This window comes from Faecalibacterium duncaniae (genome assembly GCF_010509575.1).
Lineage (GTDB): Bacteria > Bacillota > Clostridia > Oscillospirales > Ruminococcaceae > Faecalibacterium > Faecalibacterium duncaniae.
In genome coordinates, this window is the sequence record NZ_CP048437.1 from 2,858,390 (window position 1) to 2,879,781 (window position 21,392).

Here is a 21,392-nt window from a genome sequence, read left to right on the forward strand (position 1 = left end):
ATCGTGTGTGCAAAGAACCGCCGCCCGAAATTTCCGGGCGGCGGTTCTGTTTTTGTGTGTTCGTGTTTTTACAGTCGGCGTTCCAGCCAGTCACCAATGTCAGCAAAGACCTCTTCGCGGTTCAGCTCCACCAGCAGCTCATGCCGGGCACTGGGGTACAGCTTGACCTCGATGTTCTTCACACCGGCATCCAGCAGGCTCTTGACCGCCCGCTTCACACCTGCGCCCTGTTCGCCCACCGGGTCGGCATCGCCTGCCAGGAACAGCATGGGCAGATCCTTGGGCACCCGGGCCAGAAGAGCCGGGTCGTACAGCCGCAGGATGCCGCTGAACATGCTGTAATAGGCGTTCAGGGTAAAGATAAAGGTACAGCGCTCGTCGGCGCGGTAGCGGTCCACCTCCACCGGGTCACGGTTGAGCCAGTCGTGGGCCGTGCGGCCCTCCAACCCCTTGTTGTACCCCAGAAACGAAAGTCTGGCCACCAGTTTGCTGCGGTAGTGCCAGCCATGGAACACGGCCAGCACCCGGCAGATGGTCCTGGCCAGCTGCACCAGCGCTTTGGGCTGGTAGCCGGTGCCCATGATGATGGCACCGTCCAGCTCATCGCCCCACTCACAGAGGTACTGCCGCGCGTAAAACGAGCCCATGCTGTGGCCCAGCAGGAAATAGGGCACGCCGGGATACAGCTGCTTTGTCAGGGTCGTCACAGCGTGCAGATCCTCCAGCACGGCGCGGTTTCCGTCGGGTTCGCCAAAGTAGCCATAATCCTCTTTGGTGCGGATGGACCCGCCGTGGCCCAGGTGGTCGTTGCCGGTGACAAGGATGCCCCGGGCGGCCAAGTTCTCGGCCAGCGGCTTATAGCGGTCGATGAACTCCACCATCCCGTGGGAGAGCTGCAGCACAGCCCGCACCTCTCCCTCCGGCACACAGCGGAACGCATGGAGCGTCCGCCCCGGCTGGCAGGACGGCAGGGTAAAGTCGATCATCTGGCTCATGGGCTGCCCTCCTTCTCCGTTTTATTTTTTCATGTTGCCGATCTTCTTGCGGCAGGAGGTGCAGATGCAGTAGCCTGCATACTGGATTGCGTTGTCGTCCACCTCGCCGCAAAAATCGCAGCTGCCGGTGGGGCGGTATTTTTTGAGGATGATCTCATCGCCCTCCACAAAGATCTCCAGCTTGGCATCGTTGTCCAGCTTCATGCTGGTGCGCAGCTCCTTGGGCAGGACGATACGGCCCAGGCCGTCAACACCGCGGACGATTCCGGTACTCTTCATAGTTTTTTCTTCTCCTTTGTCATTTACACCTCAGACAGCCATTTCCCAATTTTCTCCCGGCCCTGATCTCTCCTTCAGAGCCTTTAAAGGAAAATTGTGCCATCTCTCCCACTCAGTATACAAAATTTCCAATCATTCGTCAATGATTGCGTGCAGTTTCGACAAAAATATTTTTCTTTTGCTTCCAAACGCCCATTCTGCCAAATCTGCGGCCGATTCGTTGACAAAACAGCGCACAGCGATTAAACTAAAAGGTAGCTATCCGCAATTTTTTGCCTGTAAATATAAAAGGAGCGTTTTTCTATGCCGAGCAATAAAGTCCGCACCCGTTTTGCCCCCTCGCCCACCGGCTACATGCACGTTGGCAACCTGCGCACCGCGCTGTACACCTACCTGATGGCCAAGCACGAGGACGGCACCTTCATCCTGCGCATTGAGGACACCGACCAGGGCCGTTACGTTGAGGGCGCTGTGGATGTCATCTACAACACCCTGCGGGAGACCGGCCTGCTGTGGGACGAGGGCCCGGACATCGGCGGCCCTGTGGGCCCCTACGTTCAGAGTGAGCGGATGGGCATGTTCAAGCAGTATGCTGAGCAGCTGGTGGCAGAGGGCAAGGCCTACTACTGCTTCTGCACCGAGGAGCGGCTGGAGGCACTGCACGCCGAACAGCGCGCCAACGGTGAGATGACCCACTACGACGGCTGCTGCCGCGACCTGCCCGAGGAGGAGGTCAAGCAGCGTCTGGCTGCAGGTGAGCCCTACGTCATCCGCCAGAAGATCCCCAAGGAGGGCGTGACCGGCTTTGACGATGTGGTCTACGGCCACATCGAGGTCGAGAACAGCGAGATGGACGACCAGATCCTCATCAAGACCGACGGAATGCCCACCTACAATTTTGCCAACGTTGTGGACGACCACCTGATGGGCATCACCCATGTCATCCGCGGCAGCGAGTATCTGTCCTCCACCCCCAAGTACAACCTGCTGTATCAGGCCTTTGGCTGGGAGATCCCCACCTATATCCACTGCCCGCCCGTGATGAAGGACGCACAGAACAAGCTGTCTAAGCGCAACGGTGATGCCAGCTATCAGGATCTGGTGGCCAAGGGCTACCTGAGCGAGGCCGTGATGAACTACATCTGCCTGCTGGGCTGGAGCCCCAAGGGCGAGTACGCCGAGCAGGAGATCTTCAGCCTGGAAGAGCTCATCAAGATCTGGAGCCCGGACGGCATCTCCAAGTCCCCCGCCATCTTCGACCCCCTCAAGCTGCGGGCCATCAACGCGGAGTATATCCGCCGCCTGAGCCCTGAGGAGTTCCAGAAGAAGGCCGAGCCCTGGATCGATCAGGCCGTGCACACCCCCATCGACAAGAAGCTGCTCTGCGCCAACCTGCAGCCCCGCTGTGAGGTGCTGGGCGAGATCCCCGAGCAGCTGGACTTCTTTGACGCAATGCCCGACTACGATGTGAGCCTGTACGCCAACAAGAAGCAGAAGACCACCCCGGAGACCGCCCTGGAGGCACTGGAAGCCCTGCTGCCCCTGCTGAGCGACGAGAGCCTGGACTTTTCTGACCGCGACACCGTGTTCAACGCCTGCAAGGCCAAGGCCGAAGAGCTGGGCAAAAAGAACGGCTGGCTGCTCTACCCGCTGGGCATTGCCCTTTCCGGCAAGCAGCGCACCCCCGGCGGCGGCACCGACCTTGCCTGCATGATGGGCCGCGAGACGACCCTTGCCCGTGTCAAGGCTGCCATTGAGAAGCTGAACGGCTGATCTTCCTTCCCCTTTTCGCAATCATATCCACGGAGGTGTTTTTATGATGTACCCGTTTATGACACTGGACGACAACACCGAGATCGTGCATTCCGAGATGCAGCCAGACCACCGTGTAAAGGTCTACATCGAAAAGCCCGACGAGAAGGATTGTTTCCACTCTGCGGTCTGCTATCTGCCGGATTATACCTGGGAGGATGTCAGCGGCTTCACCCCTGCTGAGATCGACCGCTACCAGAAAATTATTCGTTCCAAAACATATTGAAACAATGAAAGGAGATTCTATGCCAAAGGTTTTACAAGTTGGTGCGTATAGTGTATATTTTTAGGCGAATGAAGGAACTCCACTGGAACCAGTGCACGTGCATGTGAAGGAGGGTGTTCCAAATAATAATGCAACGAAAATTTAGATTGCTCAGAATGGAAGCTGTGTTTTATGCCATAATAATTCACAAATTCCTCGAAAGGATTTAAAAAAAGTCATTAACGCCATTCAAGAAGATAATTGTCGTGCAGTAATTAAATTGTAGAAAGATAAATTTCACAGCATACAGTTCCACTGTTAAATGACAGATTCTTTCAGAATACTACAAAGCTCTGTATTTCTGTGTTTTGAAGTCGTTTTTCAGTAGAATACTGTCCTGCGGCATAAAACGCCGCGCGCCCGCGCTACAGTATATGCAAAGGGCGCGGGAAACAGAACATTGCAAAAGATCCCCGCCGGAAGCTCCCTGCTGGTAAGACAGTAAAATCAAATTTCGTGGAACAGGCATGATCTCGGTCATGCCTGTTCCGCTTTTAGCAGTTCATCCACGGGAATGTAGCCCACAAGGTCGTACTCGATATGTACCTTCTGCCTGCGCTTGCCGCTGGACTTGTCAGGGGCATCTACATAGACCGCCTTGACAAGCTCTCTGAGGGCATAGGGGGTCAGCTCTGTGAGGGTGCTGTTCCTCTTTACCCGCTGAACAAACTGCTCTATATTCTCCGCCTGTTGTTCCTGTTCATGGATTTGCTGTTGCAGACCTTTGACCTCGGCTTTGAGGTCTTTCTGTTCCTCGGTGTAGTTCTTGCTCATCATGGCAAAGTGCTCATCGTCCAGCCGTCCGGCTACATTGTCCTCGTAAATGCGGATGAAAAGACGGTCAAGTTCTCCGATTCGCTTCTCAGCCTGTGCCAGCCGCTTCTGAGACAGCCGCAGCGATTCCTCACTCTGCATACGGAGCTTTTGCTCCATTTCAGAACGGAAATACGCCTCATAGCGAGTGACTACCGATACGACCTCCTGAATGTGCTTCCAGACGATCTGTTCCAGCACAACGGCACGGATATAATGTCCGCTGCACTTGTCCTTGTTGGCACGATGGGTGGAGCAGATGAAGAAGTCCTGCCGCTTTTCAAAATAGCTGGTGGTGGAGTAGTAGAGCTTCTGCTTGCAGTCGTTGCAGAACACCAAACCGGAGAACATATTGCTCTTTCCCGTCGCTGTTCTGCGGTGCCGCTGCTGCCTGATCTCCTGCACCTTATCAAAGACTTCCAGAGAGATGATCGCCGGGTGGGTGTTATAGAAAATCTTGCGATTCTCCATTGGATTTTCCCGCTGCTTTTTGTCCCAGATGGAGTTGGTGTAGGTCTTGAAATTGACCGTGCAGCCTGTGTACTCCATGTATTCGAGAATATAAGCAACGGTGCTTTCGTGCCAGCGATATTCATTCTCTGGAGCCTGATGCGGTGTTTTCCTGCCCTCCCGCTGTTTGTAGGCGGTGGGATTCAGCACCATTTCCTTTTCAAGCAAAGCGGCGATCTGGCTTGGACCTTTGCCCTCCATGCAAAGTGCAAAGATACGCTTCACGACCTGTGCCGCCTCTTCATCCACAATCCACGCTTTCGGATCATCGGGATTCCGCTTGTAACCGTATGGAATGTTGGTAGTCAATCGTTCTCCACGCTCACCCTTTGCCTTGTTGACGGCACGGATTTTGCGGCTGGTGTCTTTGGCAAAAAACTCGTTAAACCAGTTCTTGATGCCTGCAATGTCGTTGTCGGTGCTATTGGGGTCAATGGTGTCGAAGTGGTCGTTGATGGCAATATATCGCACGCCGTACTGAGGAAACGTGTAGTTGATATAAAGCCCTGTCAGCGAAGAATTACGACCGAGTCTTGAAAGGTCTTTCGTAATCACCACTTCCACATGACCGGCTTCAATTTCCGCAAGCATTCGCTGAAAGCCGGGGCGGTTGTTGAACTCAACCCCGCTGTACCCATCGTCAATAAAATAGGTCGGGTTCGGAAAATGCTGAGATTTTGCATACTCCATTAACATGATCTGCTGATGCTGAATGGAATTCGACGGGTCATCCTTGCCGCCTTTTTCCTTGGTGTCCTCTACGGACAGTCTGCAATAAAGCGCTGTGATTTTGTCGGTTGCCCTTAACATATTGTTGTCCTCCTTCGGTGGGGCAACTGTCTGAACAGGATTGGATTTTTGGTTTATATCAAGAGAAGCGTCGTTACTCATCGGCGTCCTCCGTGATACCGTTTTTATCATCGGCAGCGTTCTGTTCCATGATGCGTCTGAGCTTCTTGTCGAGGGTTTCCGTACCCTCGTAGCTGCCGGTTACGGTGTATTCCGTGCCGCCGTGTCCCTCCACGATTTTGACGTCGGGCAGCCAAAAGGCGGACGGATTTTTCACTACGATGTTGCCCTTCTCATCGAAAGAAAACTCTCGCTTGGGGGCATCATCGGGACGAGGCTCGACCTTGGCATACGGGTCAGGATTGGAGAAATAAAACGAGCGGATTTCACCGTCCTCCTCGCCGTTATCAAAATCATCGTCGGCAAAAATCTCGTCCAGTTCTTCGTCAGTCAGTTCGATGATCTCATTGTCTTTTTCTTTCGGATTCACTTCGTCAAGCCTCCTTCGCTTTCATGGTTATAACGATTAAAACAATACTCGTTATAATTTTCTCTCGTAGCAAATTTCTTCTGTTTCAAGACAAGGTTTAACTTTTCCATGTGTGAAAAAACCAAACGACTCATAGAATTTTCTTGCTCGAATGTTGTTCGCAAACACCCAAAGCATAACCTTATCATAGCCAGCAGCTCTCATGTCGCCCATGACTCTGCTCATCATTTGAGTTCCGAAACCCTTTCTCCAGTTGTCTTGCAAGCTATGGATGCAGATGAGTTCCGCATAATCAGGCATATCGTTATCTCGCGCCGTATCCCACCATGCAATACAATGAGGATGAGAGTCCACCTCTAAAATATATCCATTGCCAATATTCTCATCGAGCAATCGCTTATACATTGCCGTAGCACGATTTAGGTTGGTGGACATTTGCAGTATCTCGGCAGACAGGATATCCTTAAACGCAGCCTTCCAACTTTCTGTTTGGATATAAGCTAAATCAAATTCATCACCTTGCTGTACTTTCCGAATTAGACAATCCATACTCCTAACACCTCAATCAATACGCTTATTTGTTTCGATTATATTCGTTCAAGTGCTACTGCGTAGCAAAACGGACGAACGCCGTCAATGGTCAAGATGAACGGCTGCGCCGCCATTGACTTCCGTCCGTCTGTTTCGCTTTTTGGCAGACAAGGCGGCGGTTGCCGCCGATTTCCATTTGGAAAATGGCGCTTGCTAACATGGGAAACGGAGAATAGCAAGCACAGCAAGTGTATGTACACTTGCGAAATCCGGCGTGGTACGACCGGGATTTCCTTGCAGAATAGCAAGCAAATCCGGTGAGTACCCACACCGGAGCTTGCCATTCTGGCAAGCAATGCACGGCGGTACCCACTTCTCATTACCTGCCAACTGCGAAACGCACTTGGCAAGCAATGCTCGTGTTTATACACCCGTGCAATCTTGTTGGGGAATTGCCCCAAACCCCTGAACGATTTCAGAGAAATCGGCTGCGCTCCTACGGAGCTGAACGGAGAAATTTTATATGTTACTCTTGCGGCGGTTACAGTCTGCACAAAGCATCTGACAGTTTTCCGCAGTTGTCTTTCCACCCTTACTCCACGGCGTGATATGGTCAGCTTGCATTTCTTCAATTTCAAAATGCTTTCCGCATTTTGGGCAGATACCTTTTTGCCGCTCATAAGCTGCCCGTGCCATTTCAGGAGAGAAAGCACGAATATTTAGGTGCCGTTCCTGTCCATCAAAGAGATATTCATAAATGCCCTTTTGATTTGAGATATATCCATTGCGGTAGTCTTCGATCAGTTCAATGATACGAGCTTCAAGTGCTTTGGGATCATATTTACCTGTGCCGTATTTATTGTAAAAGATACCCCATTCGAGTCCCTTCATCAGCTTGCTGCGATATTTGGGGAATGTAGCTTTTACCCAATTTATAACAGTCTGGAAATACAGCCACAGTTCATTGCAGTTCGTGTCATGCTGGTGCTGTGACATATAATCTTCGATTTCAATACCTTCACGGGCAGAAATCCACTTCAAGGCGGTTTCAAGGTAGTCTTGACGGATTGCGGAGCCATTCAAATAGTCGCCGGCAATTTGATAAGCCGGGCACATGGTTTTGCTAAAATATTTTTTTGCTTCGGTCAGCCATTCTCCCGTATAAATCGCATTTCGTAATTCCTGCGTTGTCAGTTGTTCTCCTGCAATGTTGATGATTTTGAACCAGTCTAACTTCTCCTTATCCGTACCCTCGCAAATATAAATCATCAGCGGATAGTCCATAATCTGCTGTTGTTCCGTATGCGTCAGATTGGAAAATGTAAGATGGTTGATAGAGAAGTCACCTTGAACATATTGACAGATGCTTATTGTTCTCTGCTGACCATCAAGCACTTCAAAATTGCCATCATCATTTTTGACCCAGTACATTACGTTCAAAGGAAAATTCTTTGTGATGGTACGGATAACTTCGTCACGTTGTTTGTCTTTGTAGATAAATTCCCGCTGAAAAGCTGGGCGGATATTCAGCCTTCCACCGTAGCCCACAACACCGTTCTCAGCACTATCCTTGTATCCTGCAACAACTTCTCGCACAGGAATCTCATGTAGTTTGATTTTCATACATACTCTCTACTTTCTGCGAATAGTCAATCGCACATAAGTGATTTTTCCGTCGATCTTCCCCTCAGCATTTTTAATCAACCCTGGGATTGCCGTTGCATACGAATTGTGATCCGTCGATATAATTTCCTGCCGTGCAGAACCGGACGAATCACGTCGTCGTGTGAGTTGTCGGCTTGCGTCTGACGAGGATACGGAAGTACGGCTGCACCGTCCGCCGCCCCGTTCTCTCTCTCTCTCTCTCTCTCTCTACATTAACAGAATGTGAACAATCAGGGAAAGAGTAAACAAGATCTTTGCCATCAGTTCCTTTTCTGAACGCCACGATTTCAAATTGGTCAGGGTTATATTGCGACAAGAACGTGATTGGAACACCCATGACACCATAATAATCACAGGGAATATCTACTGTCCTGTCGACATTGATAGCGTCGTAGTTATCGTATTTAGGATATAATTCTGGCGAGTAGCTCCTGAATAGGGGCATATTTTCGTGCCTTTTTTCGATATCCACATTTGTGAACCAGCAAATGTTTCCCATTCGCCGCCATTTCTGTCCATGCTCATCAATCTTAAAATCGGTTTTCTTAATCTCGTAAGAATCGGGTACTTTGAACCAAAAATGTCCGCTATTATACCCCAACCATAATCTGTTTTCAGCAATCATCGGAAAAATCTCTTTATATGTGACAGCATTCATATTTCCAATGATTATAAAGTATTTTCTGTATTCTTCAAGTAACGCAATATACTCGCGGAACAGGGAGAACGGCGGGTTAGTTACCACCACGTCAGCTTCTCTTAGCAGCTCTACACACTCTGGGCTTCGGAAGTCTCCGTCACCATTAAGAAGTGTCATAGTATTTTTTCTGTTTCGCATAAGATATTCGACATCCGCAAGATCTGCCCGCCCATCGTGGTTTTCGTCTGTCACCTCGGTGATTTCTACTCGATAGGGTCTCCGAGTGCTACAAACCAATGGAGTTGTGTCAGTGTCTGGAACAAATGCAAGCTGTCCAGCATTGTCAACATAGTACTCAAATTCATCTCCAACCACGGGTGATGTTGCATAGCAAGTTGTTACCAATTTCTTCAACCCCAAAGCATTGAAATTCATGGCAAAGTACTTAAAGAAATTACTCTCGTAGGGATCATCGCAGTTGCACAAAACTGTTTTGCCAGCAAAGAAACTCCGGTAATGCTTGAGTTCCTTTTCAATCAGCGAAAGTTGCGTGTAGAACTCATCCTGTTTGTTCCTTGCAGAATCATGTAGATTGCTATTTCCAGCCATTATCTGTCACCACCTTCTTCGGTAGAAGAAAATATTTCCACAACATCATCAAGCCCACATCCGAGATAGTTGCAAATCTTTGCAAGGGCTTCCATGGAAACTGGCATCTGCTTTCCCATTTTTGCGAGCATATTTGTACTAATGCCTGTTTGTTGCCGCATCTCGGTTTTCGTGATTTTTCTATCTATCAACAATTTCCATAACTTGTCGTAGCTGTAAATCATCATGGTGCCCTCTCTTTGCATTTTGCTTTTATAATCTTATCACAGAATTCCCAAAAACGCAACAAATTATTGCATATCGAGATATGCTTTCGCGTGGGCAGCAGTAAGCAGGGTGAATATCTGCACCTATTTCCATAGCAGCAAAGCAAGTGTTGTGATTTCAGAAAAGAAGTTCATTATAGAGCAAACAGATTTTACCATGTAGCGCTTCTTAAATCCGTGTATCCCATACGCTGAACAGTAGCTATTTTTGCGCTTCTACACCAGACCACACGGATAGGTGAAGTCTGATATGCCTGCATTTGAACAATGCCACACAGAGGGGAAAACAAGCGAAATTCAACCCTTAGATGTACAAAAACAGGCGGCATCCAACCAAAGTTGAATGTCGCCTGTTTTGTCCAATCCTGTCTGACAGATGCCGATTTCGTAATTTTCTCAAATTACTGTCTTATCGGCACACGCCCGAAAGCGGGGATTTTTTCATGCCGGAAACCACAAAACTGCACCCGAAGCAGCCTGTTGCCGCCGCGTTGGCCTCCCGGGCGGCGGTACGCCCGGCCCTGCGGCAGGGCGGGGCCTTTGCGCTGGGGCTTGCCGGGGGCTGGGCCGTTCTCTACGGGGCTTTGCTCCCCTTTGGGCTGGGGCTGACATTGGGCCTGCCTGCGGACTGCTTTGCCGCCTGCGCAGCCGGAGCTGCGCTGAGCATCCTGTTCCACGGGTTCGGGGCGTTTTCACTGGACAGCCTCTGCCTGCTCTGCGCCGTGGGGGCGGCCGTGGCCGCCCGATGGCTCTGGCCAGGCAGGCTCCGCCCGGCATTTCTGGCCGGGTGCGGGGCGCTGGTGCTGGGAGGTGTCTGCTTTGCGCTGGGGCCCGGCGGGGCAGGCTTCACGCTGGTGTTCTTCTGCGGGGCAGATGCCCTGCTGGCGGGCGGCTTCGGCTATGCACTGCAGCGCTTCCCACCCGAAAAGCCCGGCTTTGGCACCCTGCTGGCCGCTTCTGCCGTGGCGGCGGCGCTGGGCGGGCTGCGCTTCGGCCCTCTCTGCCTTGGGGTAGCGGCCTGTGCCATGGTGGATGCTGCCCTCTGCTGCCGCGGGCAGGAAAAGCCCGCGCTGGCCTTTGCTGCCTTCACCGGGGCCGCGCTCTGCGCCGCAGACCCTTCCCTTGCCCCGGCGGCGGTGGGGCTCTGCTGCGGCACGGCGGCCGCGGTCCTGCTGGCCCCCGGGCGGCGGGCTGAGACCCTTGCCGCCTGTGCGGGCGGATGTGTGCTGGGGGTGCTCTGTGTTCCCGCCTCCGGCACGGCCCTGCCCCTGCTCCTCAGCGCCGGGCTGGGCTTTGCGGCCCCCGCCTTTTTCCCAAAACATTGGCTGACACCGGTGCCGGAAGCCCCCGCGCCGCCCGAGGAGCCGCCCCGGCTTTCTGCTGCCGCCACCCGGCTGGAAGCAGTGGCCGAGAGCCTTTCCTCGCTGGCCGAGACAGTGAACGCTGTGTACGATGCGTTTCCCCGCCGGTGCGACACCTTCCGCTGGGTCATCGACAACACCCACGACAGCCTGTGCTTCAACTGCGGGCGGCGGGAGACCTGCTGGAAGCAGGAATACACCGCCACGCTGGAGGGGATGAACGCCCTGCGGCCCATTCTGGAACAGCAGGGACACCTGCAGGCCAGCGATCTGCCCGGCCAGCTGTCCAGATGCATCCACCCGGCAGCGCTCTGCGCGGCGGCAAACCGCTCCTTTGCGCTCTACCGGAGCCGGAAGGAAGCCCATGTCCACGCCGAGGCCATGCGCACCGCCCTGACCGAACAATACAGCGCCATGGCCGATGCCCTGAGCGTGCTCAGTGAGCAGCTGGGCCGCCCCGGAAACCCGGAACCTTACAAATCTGGGCGGGTGGCGGCGTTTTTTGCCAGCCTGGGCACGCCGCCGCTGGAATGCGCTGTCACGCTGGACGACCTGGGCCGGGCACGGGCGGCGGTCACTCTGCCCCGCACCCGCTTCTCTTCCCCCGAGCTGGCCGCGCTGGCGCAGGAGACCGGGCGCATCTGCCGCCGGGACTTCGACCCGCCGCAGGTGCTCTCCTGCAAAGGGATGACCACCCTGCTCTTCTGCGAAAAGCCCGCCCTCCGGGCTGTGTTCGGAACTGCAGGCACGGCGGCAAAGGGCACTGTCTCCGGGGATGCGGTCCAGCAGTTCTGCAGTCCGGCCGCTGCCCAGATGATCCTGTGTGACGGCATGGGCACAGGCCGCCCGGCCGCCGTGGATGGCAGCCTTGCCGCCGAGCTCACTGCCCGCCTGCTGAAAGCCGGTTTCACCGCTGAGCTGGCAGCGCGACTGGTCAATGTGGCGCTGGCCCTGAAAAGCGATGAAGAGAGCGGGGCCACCCTCGACCTGATCAGCGTGGACCTTTACACTGGCACGGCACGGATCTTCAAGGCCGGGGCCGCCCCGGGCTTTCTGGTGCACGGGGGCCGCGCCCGTCCGGTGGGCGATATCAGCCTGCCCATCGGCATTCTGGGCGGTGTGAACGGCCAGAGCCGGGTGGTGCATCTCGCCGCCGGAGACTATGCCGTACTGGTCTCGGACGGTCTGCTGGTGGACGGCCCCGGCTGGGTGGCCAAGCAGCTGGAGCTCTCCGCCGCCGCAGGCGACCCGCCCGAAAAGGTGGCCCGGATCCTTGTGGAGACCGCCCGCGCCCGCGCCGAACAGACCGGCCGACCCGATGATATCACCGCCGCCGTGCTCCGGTTAGAGCCCTGCGGACATTGAAAATTTCACAAAAGGGGCATATAATAGCCTTATCTTTTATAAGGGAGGACTGCCCATGTTAAAACTCACCGTTTCCCAGGATGGCAGCGGCGATTTTGCCAGCATCTCGGAGGCCGTGCTGGCGGTGCCCTACGAGCTGGAAGCAGAGATCTGCATCGGGCCCGGCATCTACCGGGAAAAGCTGGTCTGTGAAAAACGGGCGCTCACCCTGCGGGGCGCGGGAGCCGATGCCACCACCCTGATCTTTGGGGACGGCGGCAAGCTGCCCCACCCGGATGGGCGGCCCACCCACACCTTCCGCAGCTACACCGCTTTTTTCGGCGGCGGCAGCGTAACGGTAGAAGATCTGACCATTGCCAACGATGCCGGTCCGGGCAGTGCCGTGGGGCAGGCCATTGCTGCCTATGTGGATGCCGAAAAGGCCGTGTTCCGCCGGGTAAGGCTGCTGGGCAACCAGGACACGCTCTTCTGCGCGCCCCTGCCCGAGGCTGAACGGGAGAAGGACGGTTTTCTGGGCCCCCGCAAGTTTGCGCCCCGCCGCCCCTCGGCGCAGTATTACCAGAGCTGCGAGATCGCGGGGGACATCGACTTCATCTTTGGCGGGGCCGATGCCCTGTTTGAGCAGTGCATCCTGCGCACGGTAGACAACCACCTTCCCCACAGCTACATCACCGCCCCTTCGGGCAGTGCCAACGGGCTGGGCTTCGTGTTCTGGGACTGCGATTTCGTCTCCGACTGCCCCGCCGGAACGGTCTATCTGGGCAGGCCCTGGCGGCCCACCGGCAAGACTGCCGTGCTGGACTGCCGCCTTGGAGCCCACATTGCGCCGGAGGGCTTTTCCGGCTGGAATGACCGTACGGACACCTGCCTTGCCCGCTTTACCGAGGCCGGAAGCAGCGGCCCGGGGGCACGCCAGCGCCCGGACTGGGTCGCAGCGCCCTCTGCCGCCGATGCCGCCGCCCTGCTGGCCCGGGCGCGGAAGCTCTGCCGCCCCTGAGATCAAAAACAAAGGAATACGAATATGAAAAAACTCCCCAACGCCGTAAAATGGCTCATTATCGTGGTGGTGCTGGCCCTGATGGGCTGGATGCTGGTCAAGGTGAACGACCGCGCCTCCCGCGTGAAGATGCCGGAACCGGACAACAGTCTGGGCATTTACCGGAAAGCAGATGCTTAAAAAGAGCGGCCCTCTCCGTCATTCCGAAACAATGACGGAGAGGGTCGTTTTACTTTGTATCCGTTGCAATGAACCAGAAGGTCGTGCCTTTGCCCAGCGTGCTCTGCACGCCGAAGCGGAAGCCGTGCTGCTGGAAGATGGCCTTGGTGATGGAAAGCCCCAGGCCGGTGCCCTGCTTGCCCGCATCGGAGCGGGAGCGGTAATACCGGTCAAAGATATAGGGCAGATCCTCGGCACAGATGCCGGGGCCGTGGTCCTCGATCTCCACCCGGACTCCCTCGGGCACCTTAGAGGCCCGCAGGAGGAAGATGCCGTCCCCGCCGATGTGGTGCATGGCGTTGCCCAGCAGGTTGTGGAGGGCGCGCTGCATCATGTTGGGGTCGGCATAGACAGGCAGCTCCTCCTCCGGCAGTTCCAGCTTGAGCTGCCAGCCATTTTGGGCACAGACCGCGTCATAGCGCTCACTGACCTCATCGCAGAGCTGGCCCATATCAAAGTGGACCTTCTCGCACTTTTCCGCGCCGCTGGTCACCTTGCTCAGCTCCATGACGCTGGAGACCAGCGCTGTCAGCCGGTCGGCCTCATCCACGATGATGTTCATCTGCTCGTCCCGGTGGGCCTTGTCGTCGCCGGTGATGTCCCGCACCGTCTCCGCATAGCCCTTGATGAGGGTCAGCGGGGTGCGCAGGTCGTGGGAGACATTCGCCAGCAGGTCGCGCTGCATCTGAGCCGCGTGCTGGACTTCCTTGGCCATGTGGTTGAACTCCTGCGCCAGGTCGCCCAGTTCGTCCCGGCGGTTGGTCTCCACCTGAACGGCATAGTCGCCCTGTGCCACCTGCCGGGCCGCGCCCGAAAGCTGGCGCAGGGGCTTGGTGAACCACTCGCTGAACAGCCACGCCGCGCTCATGGAAAAGGCAAAGATCAGCGCCGCCGCCAGCGGCAGCACCGTGCTCATCACCTCGCCAGCCTCCGAGACATGCATCAGGCTGGTGGTCACCAGCACAGTGTAGCTGCCGTCGGAGGTCGTTCTGCCCACCATCAGCTCCACCGTGCCCGAGGGCGTGGGCGGGTTGATCTTCCGCACACAGCTGCCGGTCTCGCGGCAAAGCTGGCGCATGGCGCGGGCGGTGCTGTAAGAGGGCAGCTCGCTGTTTTCATCGGTGGGCCGGGTGCGGTGCAGGTTGCAGTAGGAGAGGTTCTCCACCTTGAAGATCTGCCGCAGCGTGACATCGGAGATATCCACGCAGAAGCTGCTCATGCCGCCATTTTCGTAGATTTCGCTGCTGAGCTGGTTGAAAAACTGGCTGTTGACATAGAGCTGACTGCCGAACCCCCAATAAGAGAGGGTCTGGCCGTCGGCAATGGCATCGTCCAGCTTCTGCACGATGGCATCTGCCTGTTCGGTCAGCTGCTTCTGGATATGGGTGGTGTACAGGGGCTCCAGCAGCTGGGTGCACAAAAACCAGAACAGCACCAGCAGCAGCAGACAGATGAAGCAGAGGAACCACATCAGCTGCCCGCGGATGCCCACGGTACGCCGCTTTTTTTCGGGTTGCCGCATCAACCGCAAACCTCCTGTTTAACGCGCTGCATCCGGGTCGAACTTATAGCCGATGCCCCACACGGTGGCAATATAGCCCCGGCATTTGCCCAGATGGCCGCGCAGCATCTTGACATGGGTATCCACGGTGCGGTCCTCGCCAAAATAGTCGTAGTTCCACACCTTCTGCAGGATCTTCTCCCGGCTCAGGGCAATGCCCTTGTTGGAGGCCAGGAACACCAGCAGGTCAAACTCCTTGGGGGTCAGGCTCACATCCTCGCCCGCCACCCGCACGGTATGGCTGGCCGTGTCGATGGTCAGTTCGCCGAAGGTCATGGTGCCGTCCGATGCCTCGGAGCGAGGCATGGTGCGGTTGAGCACCGCCTTGACACGGGCCACCAGCTCCCGCGGGGAGAAGGGCTTGACCACATAGTCATCCGCGCCGCCTTCCAGACCGGCCAGCTTGTCATACTCCTCGCCGCGCGCGGTCAGGATGATCACCGGCGTGTTGATGTGGCGGGCGCGCATCTCGCGCAGGCAGGTCATGCCGTCCATAAAGGGCATCATCACATCCAGGATCACCAGATCAAAACCGCCGCCGCTCAGCAGCGAAAGGGCGGCAGAGCCGTCGCCCGCTTCCTCGCAGACATAGCCTGCATATTGTAAATGCTCCCGGATCAGTTCCCGGATGCGGGGTTCATCATCAACGATCAGTATCTTTGCCATCTGAGGTTTCCTCCTCGTTATCAAAATAGCTCCAGTTTCTAGGGGTATCATAATATAATTATTGGAAAATTTTGTGAAGTTTAAGTGAATGGTTTGGAAAACCGCCGCCCCATTTCTTTTAGTATACCACAAAAGCCCCGCAAGAAACAGCAGGAGCCTGCCGCCGGCTTGCTTCTCTGCTATAAAGTGTGCTATACTGATTTGATAAAACAACCATCAGAACAAAGGAAATCTGCCTATGCGCATCGGATTCGTTGAACTGCTTCTCATCCTGCTCATCGCGTCACTGACCATCGGGCCCAGTGCGGCCCTGTGGGTAGACCGCTGGCTTCGCCGCGCCAACCGGGCCAGCGCCGCCGCTGCCCGCCGCCGGGCCGTGCAGGAGGCCCAGCGTACCGCCGAGCGGGAGGAAGTGCTCCAGAGGTTCCAGAAATTGAGCATCGTGTTTACGCTGGCCGCGGTTGCTGCGCTGGTCTGGGCGCTGGTGCTCCGGCCCATTGAGGCCCCTCCCAAAGCCTACACTGCCCCGGATCACCGGCAGGCCTCCGGCGCGGCACAGGCAGAGCTTTCCACCGACCGCAGGGAGATCTGGGATCTGGGCGGGTATCAGGGTGTGGACTGCATCCGCACCCGGGATGGCCTTGTCTATGCGGCGGCGTGGAACGGCTCCTCCCTGAAAAAACGCACCAGCGATCTGGTGCGCACCGACGGCGGCAACGCTGCGGTCATCCTGAGCGTAGAGGGCGAGCTGACCGGCTTTGCGTTCGATGCTGCGGGAGACCTGTGGCTCACAGTCCTCACCCCTGCCGGGGGCACCCTCTGCCGCGCCCGGCACGACAGCTGGGGCGCTTCGGTGGAGCAAGTGGTCACGCAGATCGACGGTGCCCCGCTGGGGGCCCTTTCTGCCGTGGAGGTCGGTGCGGACGGCAAGGTCTACTTTGCCGTGGTCGGGCAGGAGAGCGCGGAACAGGGGCTGGAAAGCGCCCTGCGCACCGAGCTGCTGGCCCACACCGGAACAGGCGCGGTATACGTTTATGATCCCGCTGCCCGCACCGTGGAGCAGGTGGTGGGCGGCATTGCCGGAGCGTCCGGCCTTGCGCTGGACGAGCGCACCCAGACCCTCTACATCTCCGACCTCGGCAGCCGCTGCATCTGGAGCGCGGCGGCCTCTGCCCGCGGCCTGACTGCAGGGGGCAAGGGCTGTCAGAGCAGCTTCAGCGGGCTGCCGGGCTATCCCGGCACGCTGGCGCTGGATGAGGACAGCACCCTCTACATCAGCTACCGCTGGGCCAGCTCCAGCTGGCTGGAGCGCCATGCAGGCAGCACCTTCCTGCGCGGTGTGGCCCTGCGGCTGAGCGAATCGATGCAGGAGAACCTGTTCTCCCTGCCCGCCGACGGCATCCGCGCCGAGGCCGTTTCCACCGCCAGCGGAAGCTGGCTGTGGAGCTTTTCCGGCAAGCCTCAGGGCAGCAGCTCTGCCCTCTGCCCGGTGGAGAACCGGGTGTATTTTGGCATCGCGGGAGAAAAAGCGCTTTACTCTGTACGGGTCTGAACCGCTCCGTCACGCTTCGCGTGCCAGCTCCCCTGCCAGGGGAGCCCTGGCATCCCGGAAAAATTGTTGTAAACGCTTGGGCCCAATCGAACACCGAACATCGGGTCATCGCGGCAACCAATCGATACGAGGTAATTGATATGACAGACGCATTCAAACAGCAGATCCAGGCGGAAGCCCGGCAGGCAGTGGAAGAGCTGCTGGAACAGGCAAAGCTGAAAAAGGGCGACGTGTTCGTGGTGGGCTGCTCGTCCAGCGAGATCGTGGGCGGGCACATCGGTAAGGACAGCAGTCTGGAGGCCGCACAGGCCGTGTATGCAGGCATTGCGCCGGTGCTGGCCCAGCGCGGCATCTGGCTGGCGGCACAGTGCTGCGAGCACCTGAACCGGGCCATTATCATGGAGCGGGAAGCCGCCGAACAATACGGTTGGGAGGAAGTGTGTGTCGTGCCCCGGCCCCATGCGGGCGGCAGCTGGGCCACCACCTGCTGGAAGCAGTTCAAAGACCCCATTGCTGTGGAGGAGATCCGCGCCCACGCCGGTATCGACATTGGCGGCACCCTGATTGGGATGCACCTGCGCCGGGTGGCCGTGCCGGTGCGGCTGAGCCTGAACCGGATCGGTGAAGCAAACATTCTCTGCGCCCGCACCCGCCCGAAGCTCATTGGCGGAGAGCGCGCAAAATATACCGAGGAGGACTGATGTCTTATGGCAGAAAAAACACCGGAAGAGATGCGGGAGGCCGTGCTGGCCATCCGTGAAAAGATGGCCGCTGCTGCCCGGGAGGCAGGCCGCGACCCTGCCGAGGTCCAGCTGTGCGCCGCCTGCAAGACCCGCACCGCTGAAACCGTGGCCGCAAGTGCCGCCCTGCCCATTGACGTGTTTGGCGAAAACCATGTGCAGGAGCTCTGCGCAAACTTTGACGCAGGCGCTTACTGCGGCAAGCCCATCCATTTCATCGGGCACCTGCAGACCAACAAGATCAAAAAAGTCCTGGGCCGGGCCAGCCTGATCCAGAGCGTGGGCAGTGAACACCTTCTGACCGCCATCGAGAAGGAAGCCGCCAAGGCGGGCATCGTGCAGAACGTCCTGCTGGAGGTGAACATCGGCGGGGAGGAGAGCAAGAGCGGCGTTTCGCCGGAAGCGCTCTGGCCCCTGCTGGATGCCGCTTCCGCACAGGAGCACATCCGGGTCAAGGGCCTGATGGCCATTCCCCCGGTCAATGATGACGATGCACAGAACCGCCGGTATCTCGCCGCCGTCCACGACCTGTTCGTAAAGGCAGGGGAGCGCGGCTATTCCAACGTGGAGATGCAGACCCTCTCCATGGGCATGAGCGGCGATTATGAGAACGCCATCCGCGAAGGCGCGACGCTGGTGCGCATTGGCACCGCGATCTACGGCGAACGGGATTATAGGAAAAGATAAAATTGCTCGCCCTCTCAGTCTCGCTTCGCTCGCCAGCTCTCCCAAAGGGAGAGCCCTTGGCATAAAGATGAAGCTTGCAAATCCTGCCAAAGCCTCCCACTTTGGGGGAGGTGGCATTGCGTCAGCAATGACGGAGAGGGTGAGCCCGTTAAAAAGGAGGAACCATGGCAAAGCAAAACATCAAAGACCCCGGAGCACATCACAACAGCAGCGGCGCGCTCATCCGCCGCTTTTTACCCTATCTGGCAAAGCACAAGGCAGTGCTCTTTCTCGACCTGTTCTGCGCCGCGCTGACCACCCTGTGTGACATCTTCCTGCCCAAGATCATGAGCACCATCACCAACTCGGCCATGGGCGTGGGCATCACCCTGACCACTGGCATCGTGCTCAAGCTGGCGGGCATCTACTTTGTGCTCCGCATCATCGACGGTGCGGCCCAGTATTTCATGTCCGGCATCGGCCACATCATGGGCGTGCACATCGAGACCGACATGCGCCGGGATGCCTTTGACCACCTGCTGCTGCTCGACCACACCTATTACAATAACACCAAGGTCGGCACCATCATGGGCCGCATCACCAACGATCTGTTCGATGTGACCGAGTTTGCCCACCACTGCCCCGAGGAATTTTTCATCGCCTTCATCAAGATCCTGGCCTCCTTCATCATCCTGTGCCAGGCCAGCATCCCGCTGACGCTGGCGGTGTTCGCCTGCGTGCCCCTGATGGGCGTAGTGTCCGTTTACCTGAACGGCCGTCTGCGTGCCCGGTTCCGGCAGCAGCGCATCCAGATCGGTGAGCTGAACGCCACCATCGAGGACAGCCTGCTGGGTCAGGGCGTGGTAAAAGCCTTTGCCGCCGAGGAGCAGGAGCGCGCCAAGTTCGAGCAGGGCAACAAGGACTTTGAGCACATCAAGACGCTGGGCTACTACGCCATGGCGGCCTTCAACACCTCCACCCGCCTGTTCGACGGCCTGATGTATCTGGTGGTCATTCTGGCGGGCGGCCTGTCGCTGGTCAACGGCAAGATCACCGCCGGTGACCTGGTGGCCTACATGCTCTATGTCACCACCCTCATCGCTACCATCCGCCGCATCGTCGAGTTTGCCGAGCAGTTCCAGCGCGGCATGACCGGCATCGAGCGCTTTGCCGAGATCATGGACACCCCCGTGCCCATCCACGATGCCCCTGATGCCCGGCCCCTGCAGCCCGGCCCCGGTGCCATCCGCTTTGACGATGTCAGCTTTGAGTACCCGGACGACCACAACAAGGTGCTCCACCATGTCAGTCTGGACATCAAGGCAGGCGAGCGGCTGGCTCTGGTCGGCCCCTCCGGCGGCGGTAAGACCACCCTGTGCAACCTCATCCCTCGCTTCTACGATGTGACCAGCGGCCACATCTACATTGACGGGCAGGACATCCAGCAGGTCACCCTCAAGAGCCTGCGCGAGGACATCGGTATCGTCCAGCAGGACGTGTACCTGTTCAGCGGCTCTGTGGCGGATAACATCGCCTACGGCAAGCCCGATGCCACCCGGGAGGAGATCATCGAAGCTGCCCGTCTGGCCGGTGCAGAGCGCTTTATCATGGCCCTGAAGGACGGCTTCGACACCTATGTCGGCGAGCGTGGTGTCAAGCTCTCGGGCGGCCAGAAGCAGCGCATCGCCATTGCCCGTGTCTTCCTGAAGAACCCGCCCATCCTGATCCTGGACGAGGCCACCAGTGCACTGGACAACGAGAGTGAGATCCTTGTGGGGCAGAGCCTGGAAAAGCTGGCCCATGGCCGCACCACCCTGACCATCGCCCACCGCCTGACCACCATCAAGAACTACGACCGTATCCTGGTGCTTGGCTCCGAGGGCATTGTGGAATCCGGCACTCACGAAGAGCTGCTGGCAAAGCAGGGCGTGTACTACCGCCTGTGGAACCAGCTGCCCGGTGAGGACACCTTATAACAGGAGAACGTTTATGACAGAACGTGAAAAATGGGAAGCAGGTCTCTGGTACGACGCAAACTACACCTCGGAGCTCTGTGCCGAACGAGAGAAAGCCGAGGAGCTCTACACCGAGTTCAACCAGACCCGCCCCTCTGAAAAAGCAAAGCGGGCAGAGCTTCTGCGTCAGCTGCTGCCCCACATGGAAGAACATGTGTTCATTCTGCCGCACCTGTATGTGGATTACGGCTATCACTGCTTCATCGGTGCGGGCACCTACATCAACCACGGTGCTTACCTGATGGACTGCGCAAAAATCACACTGGGCAGGCACTGCTTCATCGGCCCCAACTGCGGCATGTACACTGCCATCCACCCCATGCTGCCGGAAGAGCGCAACAGCGGCCTTGAGACCACAGCCCCCATCACACTGGGGGACAACGTCTGGCTGGGCGGTGATGTCACCATCCTGCCCGGGGTCACCATCGGCTCCAACACGGTCATCGGTGCAGGCAGCGTGGTCACAAAGGATATTCCCTCCGGCGTGGTGGCCGTGGGCAACCCCTGTAAGGTGCTGCGGCCTATCACCGAAAAAGACAGCATCCGGTATCAGAAATAATTGCAACAACAAAAAGCGGGACCGCTG

At 57.1% G+C, this 21,392-nt stretch carries 20 protein-coding genes; 10 read left to right on the forward strand and 10 right to left on the reverse strand.

Annotated elements, in window-relative coordinates; genetic code table 11:
• Nucleotides 1–68 precede the first annotated feature (68 nt).
• Together GXM22_RS13785 and GXM22_RS13790 are read right to left on the reverse strand one after the other, a co-directional pair.
• Nucleotides 69–995 carry an alpha/beta fold hydrolase gene (locus tag GXM22_RS13785; RefSeq protein ID WP_005934582.1) on the reverse strand — a complete coding sequence of 309 codons (927 nt, stop codon included), beginning with the start codon at nucleotides 993–995 and terminating at the stop codon, nucleotides 69–71.
• 21 nt (nucleotides 996–1,016) lie between these two features.
• The gene (locus GXM22_RS13790; protein WP_005934583.1) at nucleotides 1,017–1,274 is read right to left on the reverse strand and encodes an AbrB/MazE/SpoVT family DNA-binding domain-containing protein; all 258 of its coding nucleotides are present in this window, start codon (nucleotides 1,272–1,274) and stop codon (nucleotides 1,017–1,019) included.
• 303 nt (nucleotides 1,275–1,577) lie between these two features.
• Between GXM22_RS13790 and gltX the strand changes: the two genes are divergently transcribed.
• Nucleotides 1,578–3,047: a glutamate--tRNA ligase gene (gene gltX / locus GXM22_RS13795; protein WP_035394610.1), complete on the forward strand. Its 1,470-nt coding sequence runs from the start codon at nucleotides 1,578–1,580 to the stop codon at nucleotides 3,045–3,047.
• A gap of 43 nt (nucleotides 3,048–3,090) precedes the next feature.
• Complete coding sequence (locus GXM22_RS13800) at nucleotides 3,091–3,312, forward strand: hypothetical protein (RefSeq protein WP_005934589.1); 222 nt, start codon at nucleotides 3,091–3,093, stop codon at nucleotides 3,310–3,312.
• 516 nt (nucleotides 3,313–3,828) lie between these two features.
• On the opposite strand, the gene GXM22_RS13805 is transcribed toward GXM22_RS13800, so the two are convergent.
• The 6 genes from GXM22_RS13805 to GXM22_RS13830 form a co-directional block, all read right to left on the reverse strand.
• Nucleotides 3,829–5,484 carry a recombinase family protein gene (locus GXM22_RS13805; RefSeq protein WP_035394611.1) on the reverse strand — a complete coding sequence of 552 codons (1,656 nt, stop codon included), beginning with the start codon at nucleotides 5,482–5,484 and terminating at the stop codon, nucleotides 3,829–3,831.
• 73 nt (nucleotides 5,485–5,557) lie between these two features.
• On the reverse strand, nucleotides 5,558–5,953 hold the full coding sequence (locus GXM22_RS13810; protein WP_005934592.1) for a hypothetical protein: 396 nt from the start codon (nucleotides 5,951–5,953) through the stop codon (nucleotides 5,558–5,560).
• A 51-nt stretch (nucleotides 5,954–6,004) separates the two neighbouring features.
• Nucleotides 6,005–6,502 carry a GNAT family N-acetyltransferase gene (locus tag GXM22_RS13815; RefSeq protein ID WP_005934593.1) on the reverse strand — a complete coding sequence of 166 codons (498 nt, stop codon included), beginning with the start codon at nucleotides 6,500–6,502 and terminating at the stop codon, nucleotides 6,005–6,007.
• 501 nt (nucleotides 6,503–7,003) lie between these two features.
• Nucleotides 7,004–8,107 carry an HNH endonuclease family protein gene (locus GXM22_RS13820; protein WP_005934594.1) on the reverse strand — a complete coding sequence of 368 codons (1,104 nt, stop codon included), beginning with the start codon at nucleotides 8,105–8,107 and terminating at the stop codon, nucleotides 7,004–7,006.
• Nucleotides 8,108–8,258: 151 nt separating this feature from the next.
• Nucleotides 8,259–9,398: an adenine-specific methyltransferase EcoRI family protein gene (locus GXM22_RS13825; RefSeq protein WP_005934595.1), complete on the reverse strand. Its 1,140-nt coding sequence runs from the start codon at nucleotides 9,396–9,398 to the stop codon at nucleotides 8,259–8,261.
• A complete protein-coding gene (locus tag GXM22_RS13830; protein WP_226928518.1) occupies nucleotides 9,398–9,625 on the reverse strand; it encodes a helix-turn-helix domain-containing protein in 228 nt (75 codons plus the stop codon). The genes GXM22_RS13825 and GXM22_RS13830 overlap by 1 nt, the downstream gene beginning before the upstream one ends.
• 482 nt (nucleotides 9,626–10,107) lie before the next feature.
• On the opposite strand from GXM22_RS13830, the gene GXM22_RS13835 reads away from it, so the two are divergent.
• The 3 genes from GXM22_RS13835 to GXM22_RS15095 are packed head-to-tail and all read left to right on the forward strand — an operon-like array spanning nucleotide 10,108 to nucleotide 13,567.
• The gene (locus GXM22_RS13835; protein ID WP_099357277.1) at nucleotides 10,108–12,390 is read left to right on the forward strand and encodes a SpoIIE family protein phosphatase; all 2,283 of its coding nucleotides are present in this window, start codon (nucleotides 10,108–10,110) and stop codon (nucleotides 12,388–12,390) included.
• A gap of 55 nt (nucleotides 12,391–12,445) precedes the next feature.
• Nucleotides 12,446–13,387: a pectinesterase family protein gene (locus GXM22_RS13840; protein ID WP_005934605.1), complete on the forward strand. Its 942-nt coding sequence runs from the start codon at nucleotides 12,446–12,448 to the stop codon at nucleotides 13,385–13,387.
• Nucleotides 13,388–13,411: 24 nt separating this feature from the next.
• The gene (locus GXM22_RS15095; protein ID WP_166444380.1) at nucleotides 13,412–13,567 is read left to right on the forward strand and encodes a hypothetical protein; all 156 of its coding nucleotides are present in this window, start codon (nucleotides 13,412–13,414) and stop codon (nucleotides 13,565–13,567) included.
• Nucleotides 13,568–13,616: 49 nt separating this feature from the next.
• Here the strand turns inward: GXM22_RS15095 and GXM22_RS13845 are convergent, their stop codons facing one another.
• Both GXM22_RS13845 and GXM22_RS13850 read right to left on the reverse strand, forming a co-directional pair.
• On the reverse strand, nucleotides 13,617–15,128 hold the full coding sequence (locus tag GXM22_RS13845) for a sensor histidine kinase (RefSeq protein WP_005934608.1): 1,512 nt from the start codon (nucleotides 15,126–15,128) through the stop codon (nucleotides 13,617–13,619).
• An 18-nt stretch (nucleotides 15,129–15,146) separates the two neighbouring features.
• Nucleotides 15,147–15,833 (reverse strand): response regulator transcription factor, encoded by a 687-nt coding sequence (locus GXM22_RS13850; RefSeq protein ID WP_035394613.1) that lies wholly within the window; start codon nucleotides 15,831–15,833, stop codon nucleotides 15,147–15,149.
• Nucleotides 15,834–16,071: 238 nt separating this feature from the next.
• Here GXM22_RS13850 and GXM22_RS13855 point away from each other — a divergent pair, with 238 nt between their 5' ends.
• From GXM22_RS13855 to GXM22_RS13875, 5 genes are all read left to right on the forward strand, one after another.
• Nucleotides 16,072–17,385, forward strand: a complete 1,314-nt coding sequence (locus tag GXM22_RS13855) for an SMP-30/gluconolactonase/LRE family protein (protein ID WP_099357276.1) — start codon at nucleotides 16,072–16,074, stop codon at nucleotides 17,383–17,385.
• Nucleotides 17,386–17,525: 140 nt separating this feature from the next.
• Complete coding sequence (locus GXM22_RS13860) at nucleotides 17,526–18,086, forward strand: TIGR01440 family protein (protein ID WP_005934618.1); 561 nt, start codon at nucleotides 17,526–17,528, stop codon at nucleotides 18,084–18,086.
• A gap of 6 nt (nucleotides 18,087–18,092) precedes the next feature.
• Entirely contained in the window at nucleotides 18,093–18,812 is a 720-nt protein-coding gene (locus GXM22_RS13865; RefSeq protein WP_005934620.1) for a YggS family pyridoxal phosphate-dependent enzyme, read from the forward strand.
• 164 nt (nucleotides 18,813–18,976) lie between these two features.
• On the forward strand, nucleotides 18,977–20,767 hold the full coding sequence (locus GXM22_RS13870) for an ABC transporter ATP-binding protein (protein WP_005934623.1): 1,791 nt from the start codon (nucleotides 18,977–18,979) through the stop codon (nucleotides 20,765–20,767).
• 13 nt (nucleotides 20,768–20,780) lie between these two features.
• Entirely contained in the window at nucleotides 20,781–21,365 is a 585-nt protein-coding gene (locus GXM22_RS13875; protein ID WP_005934625.1) for a sugar O-acetyltransferase, read from the forward strand.
• Nucleotides 21,366–21,392: the final 27 nt, after the last annotated feature.